Annotated in this window: 12 protein-coding genes; 4 read left to right on the top strand and 8 right to left on the bottom strand. The window is 68.4% G+C overall.

The genetic code is table 11. The features are described from left to right. Positions 1-45: 45 nt before the first annotated feature. The 4 genes from MRBLWH13_RS02535 to MRBLWH13_RS02520 are packed head-to-tail and all read left to right on the top strand — an operon-like array spanning position 46 to position 5,562. Positions 46-1,011, top strand: a complete 966-nt coding sequence (locus MRBLWH13_RS02535; protein WP_341956752.1) for a sugar ABC transporter permease — start codon at positions 46-48, stop codon at positions 1,009-1,011. Then, on the top strand, positions 1,011-1,898 hold the full coding sequence (locus MRBLWH13_RS02530; RefSeq protein ID WP_341956751.1) for a carbohydrate ABC transporter permease: 888 nt from the start codon (positions 1,011-1,013) through the stop codon (positions 1,896-1,898). The genes MRBLWH13_RS02535 and MRBLWH13_RS02530 overlap by 1 nt, the downstream gene beginning before the upstream one ends. Continuing rightward, positions 1,898-4,132 carry an alpha-xylosidase gene (gene yicI, locus MRBLWH13_RS02525; protein ID WP_341956750.1) on the top strand — a complete coding sequence of 745 codons (2,235 nt, stop codon included), beginning with the start codon at positions 1,898-1,900 and terminating at the stop codon, positions 4,130-4,132. The genes MRBLWH13_RS02530 and yicI overlap by 1 nt, the downstream gene beginning before the upstream one ends. Then, positions 4,129-5,562 (top strand): GH1 family beta-glucosidase, encoded by a 1,434-nt coding sequence (locus MRBLWH13_RS02520; protein WP_341956749.1) that lies wholly within the window; start codon positions 4,129-4,131, stop codon positions 5,560-5,562. The genes yicI and MRBLWH13_RS02520 overlap by 4 nt, the downstream gene beginning before the upstream one ends. Before the next feature lie 47 nt (positions 5,563-5,609). Here MRBLWH13_RS02520 and MRBLWH13_RS02515 read toward each other — a convergent pair whose 3' ends face one another. The 8 genes from MRBLWH13_RS02515 to MRBLWH13_RS02480 all read right to left on the bottom strand — a co-directional run bounded on the left by MRBLWH13_RS02515 (position 5,610) and on the right by MRBLWH13_RS02480 (position 16,405). Beyond that, positions 5,610-6,413, bottom strand: a complete 804-nt coding sequence (locus tag MRBLWH13_RS02515; RefSeq protein ID WP_341956748.1) for a hypothetical protein — start codon at positions 6,411-6,413, stop codon at positions 5,610-5,612. 133 nt (positions 6,414-6,546) lie between these two features. Continuing rightward, positions 6,547-8,361, bottom strand: coding sequence for an ABC transporter ATP-binding protein (locus MRBLWH13_RS02510; RefSeq protein WP_341956747.1), 1,815 nt, complete (start codon positions 8,359-8,361; stop codon positions 6,547-6,549). Then, entirely contained in the window at positions 8,358-10,298 is a 1,941-nt protein-coding gene (locus MRBLWH13_RS02505; protein WP_341956746.1) for an ABC transporter ATP-binding protein, read from the bottom strand. Before MRBLWH13_RS02505 ends, MRBLWH13_RS02510 begins: the two co-directional genes overlap by 4 nt. Positions 10,299-10,568: 270 nt before the next feature. Next, positions 10,569-11,066: a methylated-DNA--[protein]-cysteine S-methyltransferase gene (locus tag MRBLWH13_RS02500; protein WP_341956745.1), complete on the bottom strand. Its 498-nt coding sequence runs from the start codon at positions 11,064-11,066 to the stop codon at positions 10,569-10,571. Next, positions 11,063-12,562, bottom strand: a complete 1,500-nt coding sequence (locus tag MRBLWH13_RS02495) for an AlkA N-terminal domain-containing protein (protein ID WP_341956744.1) — start codon at positions 12,560-12,562, stop codon at positions 11,063-11,065. The genes MRBLWH13_RS02500 and MRBLWH13_RS02495 overlap by 4 nt, the downstream gene beginning before the upstream one ends. A 169-nt stretch (positions 12,563-12,731) precedes the next feature. Continuing rightward, on the bottom strand, positions 12,732-14,339 hold the full coding sequence (gene purH, locus MRBLWH13_RS02490) for a bifunctional phosphoribosylaminoimidazolecarboxamide formyltransferase/IMP cyclohydrolase (RefSeq protein ID WP_056508444.1): 1,608 nt from the start codon (positions 14,337-14,339) through the stop codon (positions 12,732-12,734). 40 nt (positions 14,340-14,379) lie between these two features. After that, positions 14,380-14,967, bottom strand: a complete 588-nt coding sequence (gene purN, locus MRBLWH13_RS02485) for a phosphoribosylglycinamide formyltransferase (protein ID WP_056309102.1) — start codon at positions 14,965-14,967, stop codon at positions 14,380-14,382. Between the two features lie 43 nt (positions 14,968-15,010). Next, complete coding sequence (locus MRBLWH13_RS02480; RefSeq protein WP_341956743.1) at positions 15,011-16,405, bottom strand: DUF6350 family protein; 1,395 nt, start codon at positions 16,403-16,405, stop codon at positions 15,011-15,013. Between the last annotated feature and the right edge of the window lie 53 nt (positions 16,406-16,458).

The following is a 16,458-nucleotide window of genomic DNA, read 5'->3' as shown; positions in this document are numbered from 1 at the left end:
CGGCGGCCGCACGGCTCCGCCCCCGCATCCTCCTGGAGGTGAACAATGTCACTCGTCACACGCCGCGAGGGCCGCGCGAAGCTGCCGCCCGAAGAGCCGTCCATCCCGCAGCGCAGCGGCGGGACCGGGGCCTACTGGATGTATCTGCTGCCCGGCTTCGTGCTGCTGCTCGTCGTCGTCATCGTCCCGCTGATCTGGAACGTGTACCTGACCTTCACCAAGTGGAAGGGCGTGCGCGCACCGGAGTTCATCGGTCTCGAGAACTGGCAGAAGATCCTCACCGACAGCGACTTCTGGACGTCGTTCACGAACTCGGTGTGGATGATCATCGCGATGGTCGTCGTTCCGACCATCGTGGGCCTGATCGTCGCCGCTCTGCTCTTCGACGTGGTCGGACGCAAGTTCGGCGGCAAGGTCGGCAGCTTCCTGCGTGCCACGTACTACCTCCCGCAGATCCTCCCCATCGCGGTCGCCGGTATCGTGATCGGCTGGATCGTCCGTCCCGGCGGCGACGGCGCGCTCAACCAGATCCTCGCGTGGTTCGGCATCCCCGCCTACGATTGGCTCGGCCAGATGCCCTCAGCCCTCATCGTGCTGATGGTCGTCATGGTGTGGGTGCAGCTCGGCTACCCCGTCGTCGTCTTCATGGCGGCGCTGCAGCGGGTGGACCCCGAACTCTACGAGGCGGCCGAGCTCGACGGCGCGAATTGGTTCCAGCGGTTCTCTTCGATAACGATGAGCATCATCCGCCCCGAGATCTTCGTCGTGACGCTGACCTGCACGATCGCCGCACTGAAGGTCTTCGGCCCCGTGTACATCATCACGCGCGGCGGCCCGGCCGGCGCGACGCTCGTCCCTGCCTATTACGCGTACCAGGAGTTCTTCACCAAGCGGAACGTGGGCTACGGCGCGACGATCGCGACGGTGCTGACCATCGTCGTGGTGATCGTGTCGATCATCTTCATCCGCGTCCAGAACTCCCTCGAGCGCAAGGAAAGGGCAGGTCTGTGATGCACGCCACCACCGCCATCGTCACCGGAAAGCCGTCCAAGACCCGTCCCCGCGGCGGCATGACCAAGAAGCGTCCGATCGACTGGCTGATGCTCGCCCTCGTCGTGATCGGCGCCCTCCTGGTCATCGCGCCCTTCTACCTCGTGCTCGTCAACTCGTTCAAGTCGCCCGTCGACTACGCGACGTCTGGCCCCCTCGCCTTGCCCGAGACTCTCGACTTCGGCGGGATCATCAAGTTCTGGGAGCGCGTGAACTTCCCCGAGAAGGTGTGGAACTCGATCTTCATCGCCGGCATCGTCTCGGTGCTCGCCGTGGTGATCTCGATGCTGAACGCGTTCGCGATCGGCATCGGCCGTGTGCGCGGACGCAGCTGGATCGTGCTGCTGTTCCTTCTCGCGAACCTGCTCCCTCAGGAGGCGCTGCTCTACCCGCTGTACTACATGTTCAAATCCGTCGGTCTGTACGACAACGTGTGGTCGGTCATCATCGTCTTCACCGTCATCCAGGCGGCATTCGGCACCTACCTGCTGTCGTCGGTCTACGGCACCTTCCCGAAGGAGATCCTCGAGGCCGCCTCGCTCGATGGGGCGAGCCGCTGGCAGATCCTCTGGCGCGTCGTCTTCCCCATCAGCCGCCCGACCCTGTCGGTGCTGCTCATCTTCTTCTTCATCTGGACGTGGAACGAGTTCCTGATCCCGCTGACGTTCCTCGCCTCGAACGCGAACCAGACCGTCCCGGTCGCGATCAGCGTGCTGCAGGGCGACCGACTGATGGACGTCACGACGACGAGCGCCTCGGCGCTCCTCGGCATCATCCCCACGCTCATCTTCTTCCTCATCTTCCAGCGCACCCTCACACGCGGCATCACGGCAGGAGCAGTCAAGTAATGAAGTTCACCGACGGGTTCTGGCAACTGCGTCCAGGCGTCACCGCGCTCTACGCGCAGGAGGCCTACGACATCGCCGAGACCAGCGACACCCCCGACGGACCCGGCATCGTCATCACGGCACCCACCATGGTCATCGCGAAACGCGGTGACACGCTGAACCGCGCGGTGCTGACGACGACGCTCTCCTCCCCCGCCGAAGGCGTCATCCGCGTGCGGGTCGCCCATCATGAGGGCGGCCGCTGGCACGGAGGCTTCGACCTTCCCGGTTCTGGTTCTGGTGAACCGACCGTGTCGACCGCGGAATCCGGCGGCGTCCTCGACGCCGGATCTCTCGTCGCACGGATCATCCCCGGGGCACCCTGGGATCTCGCCTTCGAGGTCGACGGGCGACGCGTCACCGGAAGCGGCCACAAGGCGCAGGGCTACGTGCGTCTGGCGTCCGGCGCACAGGTGGACGCGGGGATCGTCGACAACGCGCGAGAGGGCGGAAGTGCGCCGGGCGGATCGACTTTCCTGCACGAGCAGCTGGACCTCGGGGTCGGCGAGCTGATCTACGGCCTCGGCGAGCGCTTCGGCCCGCTGGTGAAGAACGGCCAGTCTGTCGACATCTGGAACGCCGACGGCGGGACATCCAGCGAGCAGGCATACAAGAGCATCCCGTTCCATCTGTCGAGTCGCGGCTACGGCGTTCTGGTGAACGACCCCGGTCACGTCTCATACGAGATCGGCTCGGAATCGGTCGAGCGGGTGCAGTTCTCGGTGTCGGGCGAAGTGCTCGAGTACTTCGTGATCGCGGGCCCCACCCCCAAAGAGGTGCTCGGGCGCTATACGGCCCTCACAGGACGACCGCCGGTGGTGCCCGCCTGGTCGTACGGCCTGTGGCTATCGACGAGCTTCACGACCGACTACGACGAGCAGACCGTGAACTCGTTCATCGACGAGATGGCGGCGCGTGAGCTGCCGGTGTCGGTGTTCCACTTCGACTGCTTCTGGATGCGCGAGTTCCAATGGTGCGACTTCGAATGGGACCCGCGGGTGTTCCCCGACCCCGAGGGCATGCTCTCGCGGCTGCACGAGAAGGATCTGCGGGTCTGCGTGTGGATCAACCCGTATATCGCGCAGCGCTCGCCCCTGTTCCGCGAGGCCGCCGATCAGGGATTCCTGGTCACGCGGCCCGATGGCACCGTCTGGCAGTGGGATCTCTGGCAGGCGGGGATGGGACTCGTCGACTTCACGAACCCGGCTGCGACGGCCTGGTACCAGGGGCACCTTCGTCGGCTGCTCGACCAGGGCGTCGACTGCTTCAAGACCGACTTCGGCGAGCGCATCCCCACAGAGGTCGTCTGGGCGGACGGCTCGGACCCCGTGCGGATGCACAATCTGTACACCGACCTGTACAACCGGGCGGTGCACGACGTGCTGACCGATGCACGCGGGGCGGAGGATGCGGTGCTCTTCGCCCGTTCGGCGACGGCCGGCGGACAGAGCATGCCGGTGCACTGGGGCGGCGACTCGACCTCGACGTACACCTCGATGGCGGAGACGCTGCGCGGCGGACTCTCGCTCGCCCTGAGCGGCTTCGCGTTCTGGAGTCACGACATCGGCGGATTCGAGGGGACGCCGGATGCCGGTGTGTTCAAGCGCTGGACGGCCTTCGGCCTGCTCGGCTCGCACTCGCGGTTCCACGGATCGAGCTCGTATCGGGTTCCGTGGGCCTTCGATGAGGAGGCCGTCGACGTGACGCGTCGATTCACACACCTCAAGATGCAGTTGATGCCGTACCTCTATCAGCAGGGCATCGACGCCTCACGCTCAGGCATTCCCTTGATGCGACCGATGCAACTGGAGTTCCCCGGCGACCCGGCGGTCGGCTACCTCGATCGGCAGTACATGCTCGGGTCGAGTCTGCTCGTCGCACCGGTGTTCTCGGAAGACGGGAGTGTCGAGTTCTATCTGCCTGAGGGCGAATGGACGTCGCTGCTGAGCGGCGAGACCGTCTCGGGCGGGGGCTGGCGCCGAGAGACCCACTCGTTCGACTCGCTCCCGCTGTACGTGCGACCAGGCACGGCACTCCCCTGGGGTGCCCGCACCGACAGACCCGACTATGACTATCACGACGGCCTGAAGCTCCGGGTGTTCCCTGGCGGATCGGGCTCGGCGTCCGTGACCGTGACGAGCCCGGACGGCCGTGAGAAGATCTACGAAACCGACCTGACCGAGGTGACCCGGTGACTCTCTCTCCTGCCGATGACTACCGCGGATCCGGACTCGTGCTGCCCGAGGGGTTCACGTTCGGATCGGCTACCGCCTCGTACCAGATCGAGGGGGCGGCCGACGAAGACGGGCGCACGCCGTCGATCTGGGACACGTTCAGCAAGACACCGGGGAAGGTGTGGAACGGCGACACCGGCGACGTGGCCTGCGACCACTACCACCGCGTCGACGAGGATCTCGACCTGATGGCGGACCTGGGGCTCGAGGCCTACCGCTTCTCCATCGCCTGGCCGCGGATCGTTCCGGCGTCCGGCGGGGCGGTCAACCAGGCCGGGATCGACTTCTACTCGCGGCTCGTCGACGGTCTGCTCGAGCGCGGCATCAAGCCGGTGGCGACCCTGTATCACTGGGATCTGCCGCAGTATCTGGAGGATGCAGGCGGGTGGACCTCGCGAGCGACGACCGACGCCTTCGAGCAGTACGCCTCGATCATGGGCGCGGCGCTCGGCGATCGCGTGCAGACCTGGACGACGCTCAACGAGCCGTGGTGCTCGGCCTACCTGGGTTACGGTCAGGGGGGCCATGCGCCGGGGCGCCACGAACCGGCATCCGCTCTCGCTGCGGTCCATCATCTCAACCTCGCTCACGGGCGCGCGCTGCAGGCGCTGCGCGCCACGTCGACCGGCGACCCCGACTACTCGGTGACGCTGAACTTCCATGTACTGCGCGGTGTCGGGGACGGCGCAGACGAAGCCACGCGCCGGATCGATGCTCTGGCGAATCGCGCCTTCACGCACCCGATGCTCCGCGGCGAGTACCCGACGGATCTTCTCGACGACACAGCATCCGTCACCGACTGGTCGTTCGTGCAGGACGGAGACCTCGCCGCGATCAATCAGCCGATCGACGTGCTGGGGGTGAACTACTACTCCACCGCCACGGTGCGGTTGTGGGATGGGGTATCGGAGAAGCAGCAGAACGACGGCCACAAGGGCGCGGCAGGCGGAACCGCGTGGCCGGGAAGCGATCGGCTCGTGGAATTCGTCGAGCAGCCGGGTCCGTACACCGCGATGGGCTGGAACATCGCGCCCGAGGGCCTCGAGGAGCTTCTCGTCTCGCTGTCCGAGCAGTTCCCCGGGCAGCCGCTGATGGTCACCGAGAACGGCGCCGCGTTCGATGACGCGGTCGCCGAAGACGGCTCCGTCCGCGATCCCGAGCGCACCGACTATCTGCGGCGGCACTTCACCGCGGCGCACCGAGCACTCGAACGCGGCGTCGACCTGCGGGGCTACTTCGTGTGGTCGCTGCTCGACAACTTCGAATGGGGATACGGGTACGCCAAGCGGTTCGGCATCGTGCGCGTCGACTTCGACACGCTCGAGCGCACCGTGAAGGACTCGGGCCGCTGGTACCGCGAGCTCATCGCCTCACGCACGATCGGCGCCTGACGCCCGGTCACGAGCAGGACTGACCGTCGTCTCTTCCGAGACGGCGGTCAGTGCTTGTCGGGGCGCTTGCGTGCATTCCAGGCGGCGAGCGCGGATGCTGCAGCGCCCGCTGCACGATCGATGGCGTCGGCAGAGCGGCTGATCATGTCCTGAGCGGCATCCTGCCAGGCCGATGCCGGCTGCGGCGCTTCGCCCGCCTGGACCCGCGCCGAGTGCTCTGCGGCTTCGAAGGCGCGCTCGAGATCGGCGACCGCGTCTCGATACGCGGCGTAGTCCTCGGCGCTGACGCGCCCGGTGGCCGTCCTGCGGGCCTCGACCGCGTGCCCCGCAGCGCGAAGGTACTCAGCCGTGGCCGGCTGCTTGACGTCGGTCATAGCCGGGTAGGCGATCTGGAGCCCGGCGTCGGTCTCGTACTGCATCCAGCGCACGACGATCGCGTCATGCTGCGCCTGCAGTCGTTCGAGCGGACGCGGTGCGGATGCCGCAGGGATCGCCGCACGGGCGGCGCTGAGACGAACCTGCTTGGCACGCACGTCTGCAGCGGCCGCCTTGGCGTCGTTCTCCTTGGCGCGCAGCATCCGCTTGGCGCCGGCGACCTGTTCAGGTGTCGCGCGGCGCGCACTGCGCTCGGCCGAGATGCGAGCGACGTCGGCCCGGGCGAGCTTGACCGCCATCCGTCGTTCGACTGCCGTCTGCTGGGCAGCCTTGAGATCATGCCGAGCCGCGTCGTACTCGAGCCTGCGGCCGCTCTTCGTGCTGCGGCGACGGAGTCCGACCGCTCCGGCGACCGCGCCACCCGCGGCGACGGGCGCGATCCACCACAACTCGACGGCGAGCAGCAGCGGGTCCATACTCCGATGCTACCCAGGCTGACGCGCCTCTGCTCCGGCGGCCCGACAGAACGCCCACCGGGAAAGTCCGAGGCCGCGACCGATGATCGGTCGCGGCCTCGGTGTCACGCGCCAGGCTCGGGACGTGGTCCGTTCAGACCAGGGTCTGCTGCCAGGCGGCGTGCAGCTGGGCGAACTTGCCCGTGCCGCTGATCAGCGCCTCGGGTGTGTCGTCCTCGATGATCTTGCCGTGCTCCATCACCAGCACCCGATCGGCGATCGCGACCGTCGACAGGCGGTGCGCGATGATGATAGCCGTGCGGTCCTTCAGCAGCGTCTGCAGAGCGTCCTGGATCAGGCGCTCCGACGGGATGTCGAGCGACGCCGTGGCCTCGTCGAGGATCAGCACCGCCGGATCGGCGAGGAAGGCGCGGGCGAACGAGATCAGCTGACGCTGACCCGCCGAGACGCGACCGCCGCGCTTGTTCACGTCGGTGCCGTAGCCGTCGGGCAGCGACGAGATGAACTCGTCGGCGCCCACCGCGCGCGCCGCCGCCCTGATCTCGTCGAGCGAGGCGTCGGGCTTTCCGAGGGCGATGTTGTCGGCGACCGTGCCGCTGAACAGGTAGGCCTCCTGCGTCACCATCACGATGGCGCGGCGAAGATCCTTCGGATGCAGGTTGCGCAGGTCGACGCCGTCGAGCGTCACCTTTCCGATCGAGGGGTCGTAGAACCGCGAGATGAGCTTCGCCAGTGTCGACTTGCCCGCGCCGGTCGTGCCGACGAGGGCGATCGTCTGCCCCGCGGGGATGTCGAGCGAGAAGTTCGGCAGGATCGTCTTCTCGCCGTTGTACCCGAACGTCACCTCGTCGAACTCGATGTGCCCGCGAGACTCCCAGAGATCCACCGGCTTCTCGGGGTCCGGAACCGTGGGCACCTCCTCGAGCACGCCCGACACCTTCTCGAGCGCCGCGGTGGCCGACTGGTAGGAGTTCAGGAACATCGCGATCTCCTGCATCGGCGCGAAGAAGTTGCGCACGTACAGCACCGCCGACAGCAGCACACCGACCGTGAGAGCACCTTCGGAGACACGGATGCCTCCCCACATCACCACGATGCCGAGGACGAGGGCTGCGACACCCATCAGCCCGGGCTCGAACGTGCCGAACAGCAGCATCGAGCGTCGGTTGACGTCGCGGTACTCCCCGGCGATCTTCTCGAAGGCCGCGTCGTTACGAGGCTCCTTGCGGAACGCCTTCACCGCGCGGATACCCGTCATGGTCTCGACGAACTGGACGATCACCTTGGCGCTGATCACGCGGGACTCGCGGTAGACGAGCTGCGAGCGCGAGTAGAACCAGCGCATCAGGAAGAACAGCGGCACGCCGCCGATCGCCAGGATGAGCCCGGACTGCCAGTCCCACACACACAGGGCGATGAAGGTGAAGAGTCCGAAGAGAACGCCCGATACGAGCTCATTGAGGCCGCCGTCGAGGAGCTCCTTGATCGAGTCGAGGTCGCTCGTCTGACGCGAGATGATGCGCCCTGAGGTGTACGACTCGTGGAACTCCAGGCTCAGGCGCTGGGTGTGCAGGAAGATCCTCTTGCGCAGGTCCAGCAGCACGGCCTGTGTGAGCTTGGCCGCGATGATCACGTACCAGGCGATCATCGCCGCGGCGACGGCACCCGCGAGCAGGTAGACGCCGCCGATCATGAAGGTCGGCATCCAGTCGGCGCGCTCGAGCACGGCGGGCAGCGCACGGTCGAGGCCGATGCTGATCAGGATGGGCCCCGCCACCTGCAGGGCGGTCGAGATCACCAGCACGACCGCGGCGAGTGCGATCCTCGGCTTCAGCGGCTGGACGAGCGAGCCCAGAAGGTGCAGCGACCGGCGACGGATCGCCCTGCTCTCCTCCTTGGTGTAGCGGGAGCGGTCTTCGTCCTGCGTTCCGGTGATGGCGGAGCTCATCGCTGCACCTCCTTCTCGGTGATGATGTCTTCGTCGGCGGATTCCTCGCGGATCCCCTGTCGCACTACGGCCTCGACCTCGTCGATCTCGTCGTCCTCCTCGCGGATGATCGGGATCGCGCCGGTACGTGCGGCCTCCTCGGCCTCGAGGCTCGAGATGACGTGCCGGTAGTGGCGGCTCGTCTTGAGCAGCTCGGTATGGGTGCCGACTGCGGTGACGCGGCCCGCTTCGAGCAGCGCTACGCGGTCGGCGAGAGCCACGGTCGACGGGCGGTGTGCCACGATCATGGCCGTGGTGTCGGCCAGGACGTGACGCAGCGCCTCTTCGACGAGCGCCTCGGTGTCGACGTCGAGCGCCGACAGCGGGTCGTCGAGAACGAGCACCTTGGGGTTCGCCGCGACGGCGCGCGCGAGCGCCAGACGCTGACGCTGACCGCCGGAGAGGCTGAGTCCTTCTTCACCGATGATCGTCTCGACGCCGTCGGGGAGCGAGTCCACGAACGCCGCCTGGGCGACGTCGAGGGCTTCGCGGAGCACGCGCTCGGCCTCGTCGCTGTGCACGTCGAGGTCGGCCCGTCCGAGCAGCACGTTCTCGCGCACGGTCGCCGAGAACAGCGTCGCGTCCTCGAAGGCCATGGCGATGTGCTGACGCAGCTCGGCGAGCGGCAGGTCGCGCACGTCGACGCCGTCGAGCGTGACGCCGCCGCCGGTGACGTCGTACAGACGCGTGGGCAGAGTGGTCAGCGTGGTCTTGCCGCTGCCGGTGAGGCCGACGAGCGCCATGGTCTCGCCGGGGCGCAGCACCAGGTCGATGCCGTCGAGCAGGTCGCGTTCGTGCGCTCCCGCATCCTGGTAGCGGAAGTGCGCTCCCTCGAACGCGAGCTCGCCACGGGGCTCCGCGATGTGCACGGGGTTCTCGGGGTCGGTGATCGAGTTCGTCTCCGAGTAGATGTCGAACACGCGGTCGGTCGCCGTGCGCGCGTCGAGCATGAACGAGAAGAGGAATCCGATCGACTCGATCGGCCACCGCAGCACGACCGCCATCGCGAAGAACGCGAACAGCTGCGCCTGATCGATCTCGCCCTGCGAGATCAGCCAGATGCCCGACATCAGGCTGAGGCCGAAGGCGATCTGCGGCATGAGGTCGAGCCAGAACCAGATCGACGCGATCGCGCCGGCCTTGCTCATCTCGGTCTCTCGCAGCGTCTCGGCCTGGCGGCTGAAGCGACTGAGCGCGTGCTTGCCGCGACCGAACGCCTTGAGCACGCGGATGCCGTGAACGCTCTCCTCGACGCTGGTCGCGAGGTCGCCGGCCTGGTCCTGGCTGCGACGGGTGAGCGCGCCGTAGCGCTTCTCGAACAGGTATCCGCGGATCCACAGCGGGATCGCGGTCACGATGAAGATGACACCCAGCAGCCAGTGCCAGCGGAACAGCAGCACCGAGCCGATCACGATCGTGAGGATGTTGACGACCAGCAGCACGAGCCCGAACGCCAGCCACCGGCGGATGAGGCCGATGTCCTGCATCATGCGGCTCAGCAGCTGACCCGACTGCCAGCGGTCGTGGAACGAGACCGGGAGGGTCTGCAGGCGCGAGTACAGCTCGGTGCGCATCTTGTACTCGACCTGCGTCGCAGGGTTGAGCACGAACTGACGACGCAGCCACACCATCAGGGCTTCACCGAGGGCGAGGCCGAAGACGGCGAGGGCGCCCCAGGCGATGGCGCTGATCGAGCCGGTCTGCACGGGGCCCCGGATGATCTGCTCGAGCACGATCGGGATCATCAGGGCGATGATCGCGGCGACGAGAGCGCTCGCGGCGCCACCGGCGAGCCGCCAGATGACCGGCTTAACGAAGGGCTTCAGGCGCCAGAGTGCCGCGGGTGTGGAGAGCGTGGAGGACGGTGAGGCGTTCTGCGATGAAGGCGAGGAAGACATGTCTCTCAGACGAGTTTCGTATCGGGAAGCGGTTGCTGAAGGGGACGGACGCGCGAACGGACTCTCGGAGTCCGGCATCCGGTGAGGTCGTGCGTATCGGAAAGGCTCTAGCGGAGCGGGCGCACCGGGGTCGAGCCGAGAGCGGCGATCTGCACAGCGGCGATCGATGTCATGGTGTCCTCCTCAGGGGCTCGGCTATGTCGTCCGGTCGGTGCGACAGCCCACCAGCCTATTCCTGTGAACCAGCTGACCGCAAGAGAGATTCCCGATTCAGCGAACTCCTGCTTCTCGCGCCAGCAGACTCGCCTTGACCTCGAGGCCCCAGGCGAAGCCGCCGAGAGTTCCGTCGGATCGCAGCACCCGGTGGCACGGCACGAACAGCGCGGGCGCGTTGCGGGCGCAGATCGAGGCAGCCGCCCGCACCGCACGGGGGTTGCCGAGGCGCGCTGCGAACGAGGTGTAGGTCAACGGCTCCCCCGGCTCGATCGCACGCAGCGCCGACCATCCGGCGAGCTGCAGAGGCGTGCCCGTCTGCGTGACCGCGACCGCGTCGATCGCCGACAGGTCTCCCTCGTAGAAGGCGCGCACTGCGGCTGCCGCATCAGTCTCGCCCTCGCTGACCTCCGTCGGGCGCGCGGCGGCCGAGAGACGCCCGACGATCGCTTCCTGGTCGCTGGTCCACCCGGAGGAGAGCACGCGCTGCCGGCTATCGGCGAGGATCGTGAAGGGGCCGTCGGGAGTATCGATGGTCTGGATGATGGCGTTCATGAGGTCTCCTTCGCAAGGATGGTGGTCTGGGACGCGCGCGTGCGTCGCGAGGGCCGTGCCGGCGCCGCGCGCCAGAGGTGTGCACTGAGATAGCTGCGCCATGGAGCTGCGCGCTCCGCCCACGCGACGAGCGGCAGCGGATCGCCGGGCAGTCCGGAGGCGGCAGCCCCCGCACGCAGTGCGACGTCGCCGGGGAGCAGGATGTCGGGGTCTCCGAGCACGCGCATCCGCACGTAATCGGCCGTCCACGGGCCGATGCCCGGCATCGCGAGCAGGGCCGCACGCTGCTCGACCCCGTCGTCTCCGACCGTGAGCTTCAGGGTTCCGTCGGCGAGGGCGGACGCGGCGCCTACGATGGCGCGGATGCGCGCTCCCGGGCCGCGGAGAACCTCGTCGCCGTGTTCGGCGATCGCCGACATCGTGGGGAACAGCAGACCGTGCTCGGTCCGCTCCCCCAATGCGTCGGCGAGAGCCGTGAGTGCCGTCCGTGCGGCGACGACAGTGATCTGCTGGCCGATCATCGCGCGGATCAGCATCTCGTGCGGATTCGCGGCCCCGGGCACGCGGATGCCTGGCGTGCGGGCGACGAGAGGAGCGAGCTCGGGGTGCGCACTCAGCGCCTCGTCGACTGCGAGGGGGTCGGCATCGAGATCGAAGATGCGTCGCGCGGTGGAGACGAGCGGCGCGAGGTCGCCGAGCTGGGTCACCCGTGCGCGCAGATGCAGGCGCGTTGAGGGCTCCTGCCGCACCTCGAACCAGGCGGGGCCACCGGCCATCCGCAGGTGCCGCGAGAACGACGTCGCCGTCGCCTCTTCGACGCCCGACACCGCTCGCGCGGCCATCCACTGGAAGATCCCGGATGCATCGAGTGGCCCCCGGTACGGCAGGACGAGGTCGATCGACCCCGGAGCGACGGATGCCGGCATCCGCCGCCGAGCCCTGAGCTCACCCGGCGTCAGCCCGAAGACCTCACGGATCGTGTCGTTGCACTGCCGGATGCTCGCGAATCCGGCCGAGAAGGCGACGTCGGAGACGGGCATCTCGGTGCCGACGAGCAGCATCCGCGCTGTGTGAGCACGGTGTGCGCGGGCGAGGGCGAGCGGGCCCGCTCCCAGCTCGGTGGACAGCAGCCGGGTGAGGTGGCGCGTGGAGTATCCGAGGCGCTGCGCGAGACCCGACACCCCCTCGCGCTCGACCACGCCAGAGGCGATCAGGCGCATCGCGCGGGCGGCGACGTCGCCGCGCAGATCCCAGGCCGGCGAGCCGGGAGCCGCCTCGGGGAGGCAGCGCTTGCAGGCGCGGAATCCGGCTTCGTGGGCCGCGGCACTGGTCGGATAGAACGTGACGTTCTGCGGCTTGGGTGTGCGCGCGGGGCAGCTCGGACGGCAGTAGATGCCGGTGGAGCTGACGGCCGTCACGAACTGGCCGTCGAAGCGGGTGTCGCGCGCGCTGATGGCACGATACCGCTCATCGAAGTCGGTCACGGGGAAGCTCATGCCTCCACTCTGTCATGCGCCTCCGACCTCGACTGGCGGAAATCGGACATCGCAGCGGAGCACTCGCTCCCCGCTCTCGGAGGGGACCGGATACCGAACGACGAGACCCCCTCCCGCTGAGCCGGCAGGAGAGGGTCTCGTCGATGAAGGGCTCGCGACGGAGCGCGACTCAGTGGAAGAAGTGACGCTCTCCCGTGAAGAACATCGTGACGCCGGCCTTGCGCGCAGCGTCCACGACCTCTTCATCGCGCACCGATCCGCCGGGCTGCACGATGGCCGTGACGCCCGCATCGATCAGCACCTGGGCGCCGTCGGCGAACGGGAAGAACGCATCGGATGCTGCGACGGAGCCTGCGGCCCGGTCGCCTGCACGCTCGACCGCGAGGCGGCACGAGTCGACGCGATTGACCTGGCCCATGCCGACGCCCACCGTGGCGTTGTCCTTCGCGAGGACGATCGCGTTCGACTTCACAGCGCGGCACGCCTTCCACGCGAAGATCAGGTTCTCCATCTCCTCGTCGCTCGGGCGCTCACCCGAGACGAGCTCCCAGTTCTTCGCGACCGAGACGATGTCGTCGGGGAACCGGTCGGCATCCTGCAGCAGGAGGCCGCCGGAGACCAGGCGAACGTCCATGCGCTCCTGCTGCCAGTCCTCGGGCAGCTGCAGCAGACGCAGGTTCTTCTTCGCCTTGAAGACCTCGAGGGCTGCCGGCTCGAACGACGGCGCGACGATCACCTCGGTGAAGATGTCCTTCAGGTTCTCGGCCATCTTGAGCGTCACGGTGCCGTTCGCGGCGATGACTCCGCCATACGCCGACACCGGGTCGCACTCGTGGGCGCGGATGTGCGCGCTCGCGATCGGGTCGAGGGCGTTGGGCGCGGTGGTCGCGATGCCGCAGGGGTTCGCGTGCTTGATGATCGCGACGGCGGGCTTGACCATGTCGTAGGCGGCGCGCAGCGCGGCATCCGCATCGACGTAGTTGTTGTACGACATCTCCTTGCCCTGGAGCTGCGTGGCCTGGGCGATGCCGTGACCGCCGACGCGCGTGTAGATCGCGCCGCGCTGGTGCGAGTTCTCGCCGTAGCGCAGCGTGTTGAGAAGCTCGGCCTGGATCGTCAGGTGGGTGGGCAGGTCCTCCCCCTCACCGAGCGTGCCCTCCGCGAACCAGGATGCCACCGCCGTGTCGTACGCGGCCGTGTGCGCGAACGCGCGCGCTGCGAGCTCGCGGCGCTGCGTCAGCGTGGTGCCGCCGTTCTCGATGGCGCTGATGATGCCGCCGTACGACTGCGGCGACACGACGATCGCGACGTTCGCGTGGTTCTTGGCCGCAGCGCGCACCATGGCGGGCCCGCCGATGTCGATCTGCTCGACGACGTCGTCGCCCTCGGCACCCGAGGCGACCGTCTCGACGAAGGGGTAGAGGTTCACGACGACGAGCTCGAACGGAGCGATGTCGAGGTCGGCGAGCTGGCGCTCGTGGTCCTCGAGACGCAAGTCGGCGAGCAGACCGCCGTGGATCTTCGGGTGCAGCGTCTTCACCCGGCCGTCGAGCATCTCGGCGACGCCGGTGACGGCGGCGACGTCGGTGACCTCGAACCCGGCCTCGCGGATGGTCGACGCGGTCGAACCGGTCGAAACGATCTGCACGCCGGCCTCCGACAGGGACTTGGCGAGCACGAGCAGATCGGTCTTGTCGCTGACCGAGACGAGTGCGCGGCGCACCGGGACGGTGTCGCGATCGCGGTACAGCGAGTGGTCGTGGCGGGGGCCGGCCATGATGGGCTCCTTCGTGCGAGGGTGGCGTGCGTGGTTCGGTTCAGGTTGCGGAGGACAGCGAGAGCTCGCCGGTCGCGATGCGGCGCACCACATCGATGAGCAGACGGCGTTCGACGGGCTTGATGCGCTCGTGCAGGGTGTGCTCGGTGTCGCCGTCGAGCACCGGCACCCGCTCCTGCGCCAGGATCGGACCGGTGTCGACGCCGTCGTCGACGACGATCACGCTCGCGCCCGTCTCGGAGACGCCTGCGGCGAGCGCGTCCCGCACGCCGTGAGCGCCGGGGAACTCCGGCAGGTACGCGGGATGCGTGTTGATCAGGCGCGGCGCGAGGCTCGCGACCAGCGATGCCGGCAGCAGCCGCATCAGGCCGCTGAGCACCACGAGGTCAGCGTTCCAGACGGCGAGCTGACGTCCGAGTTCTTCACCCCACGCGTCGCGCGACTCGTGCTCATGCCACGGCACCGTGAAGCTCGGGATGCCGAACTCCTCGGCGTGAGCCAGTCCGTCGGCTTCGCGATCGGCACCGACGACCACCACCCGCGCAGGAAAATCGGGGTGACGAGCGGCCTCGAGGAGGGCGCGAAGGTTCGAGCCGGTGCCCGAGATGAGAACGGCGACCGTGAGCACGCGCCCAGTCTACCGGGGCCCAGGCGACGCCCCGACCCGTGTGTCAGCGCAGCGGATCGTCGGGGTCGCGCTTCGGCAGCCGGAAGCCGCCGTCGTCGCCGAGCGGTGCGGTGTCGAATGCGGAGGGCGCCCCGGGCCACGTCGTCGCGGCGGGCACACGCTCCGTCGAGTCGTCGAAGGAGAGGTCGGATGCGGTCATCTCGGCGACCCATCGATCGGTGCGCTCTTCGGCGAGCTCGTCGCGGTGTCGCGGTGAGAGCAACAGGATCGCTGCACCGAGCAGCACCTCACCGCCCAGTGCGAGAGCGAACGGCAGTACGGCGGGTCCCGCTTCGGCGAGCCGCCCCGGCCCCATCGATCCGCCCGCCAGCAGGGCCGCCAGCGCGGCGACCACAGCCGTCAGCACCCCGATGCCGCCGGCGATCGCCGCCCGTGGTCCGGCGCCGAGAGGGGTGCCCTCCCACACGAGGCGGGACCGCACGGCCCATCCGGCGAAGGCTCCGGCGCCGATCGGGAGGAGGATCACGATCAGCATCCACATCGAGGTGCTCTCGGGCAGCAGTCCCAGCACGGGGATGCCTGGCACGACCCCGAGCTCGGTCCCGGCCGGAGAGACAGCGGTTCCCACGCCCACGGCGAAGCCCGGACCCGCGAGCCACGACGCCGCCCAGACGATCATCGTGGGGAGGTACGCGAGGTGCCCGAGCGTGATGACCGCCGCGCCGAGGGTATCGACGCGAGCGGCCTGGAACAGCGCGACCACCTCTCCCCCGCGAGTCAGCGTCATGACAGCGACTGCGAGGGCGGCGACCGCGGTCACACCGACGACGGCGAACGCCGCGCCACGGACAGCGGAACTCGGCACGGGCCCCCAGTCGCCCCACGAGTCGACGACATCGTGCACCCGGTCGAGCAGCCCGCCGTCGCCGTCCTCCCACGCGATGCGCACAGCCCCACTGACGGCGCCTACGAGGTAGACGGCGGTCGGCAGCAGGATCGCCGGCGCGACGTCGGTCTGGGCAGCCGAGAGGTTCGAGGTGAAAGCGACGGCGGTCGCCACCACCCCGTACGCCAGAACCCCCGAGAGCGCACCGAGCAGCCACGCTCCGGCGCGCGCCGCACGCGCGCCGGACCGAGCCGCGAACAACAGCGTGAAGAGCAGGAATGCGAGGGGCGTCACCGAGAGGGTGAACGTCGCGGCCTCCGGAGCGATGCCCGTCGCGCGCAGGACGTCGGTCGCGACATCGACGTTCAGAGGCACTCCGTGTCCGAACTGCCAGAGCGTGCCCGTGAGGGGCCAGAGGGCACCCCAGTCGGCGCTCACGCCGAACGCGAGCGTCCACAGGAGCGTGAGCGGCGCCAGCAGGACCACGAGACCGACCGCCGCAGCGATGGCGGCATCGAAGGCGGCGAGGAGCGCGACGAGGAGGCGTTGCATATCGAATCGAGACTACGACGAGAACCCTGTCGTCGCCTGGGGGCGCGCGCGAC

Source organism: Microbacterium sp. LWH13-1.2 (assembly GCF_038397735.1).
Taxonomy (GTDB): domain Bacteria; phylum Actinomycetota; class Actinomycetes; order Actinomycetales; family Microbacteriaceae; genus Microbacterium.
The sequence above is the reverse complement of the archived record's forward strand: the minus strand, read 5'-3'. Positions and strand labels throughout refer to the sequence as shown.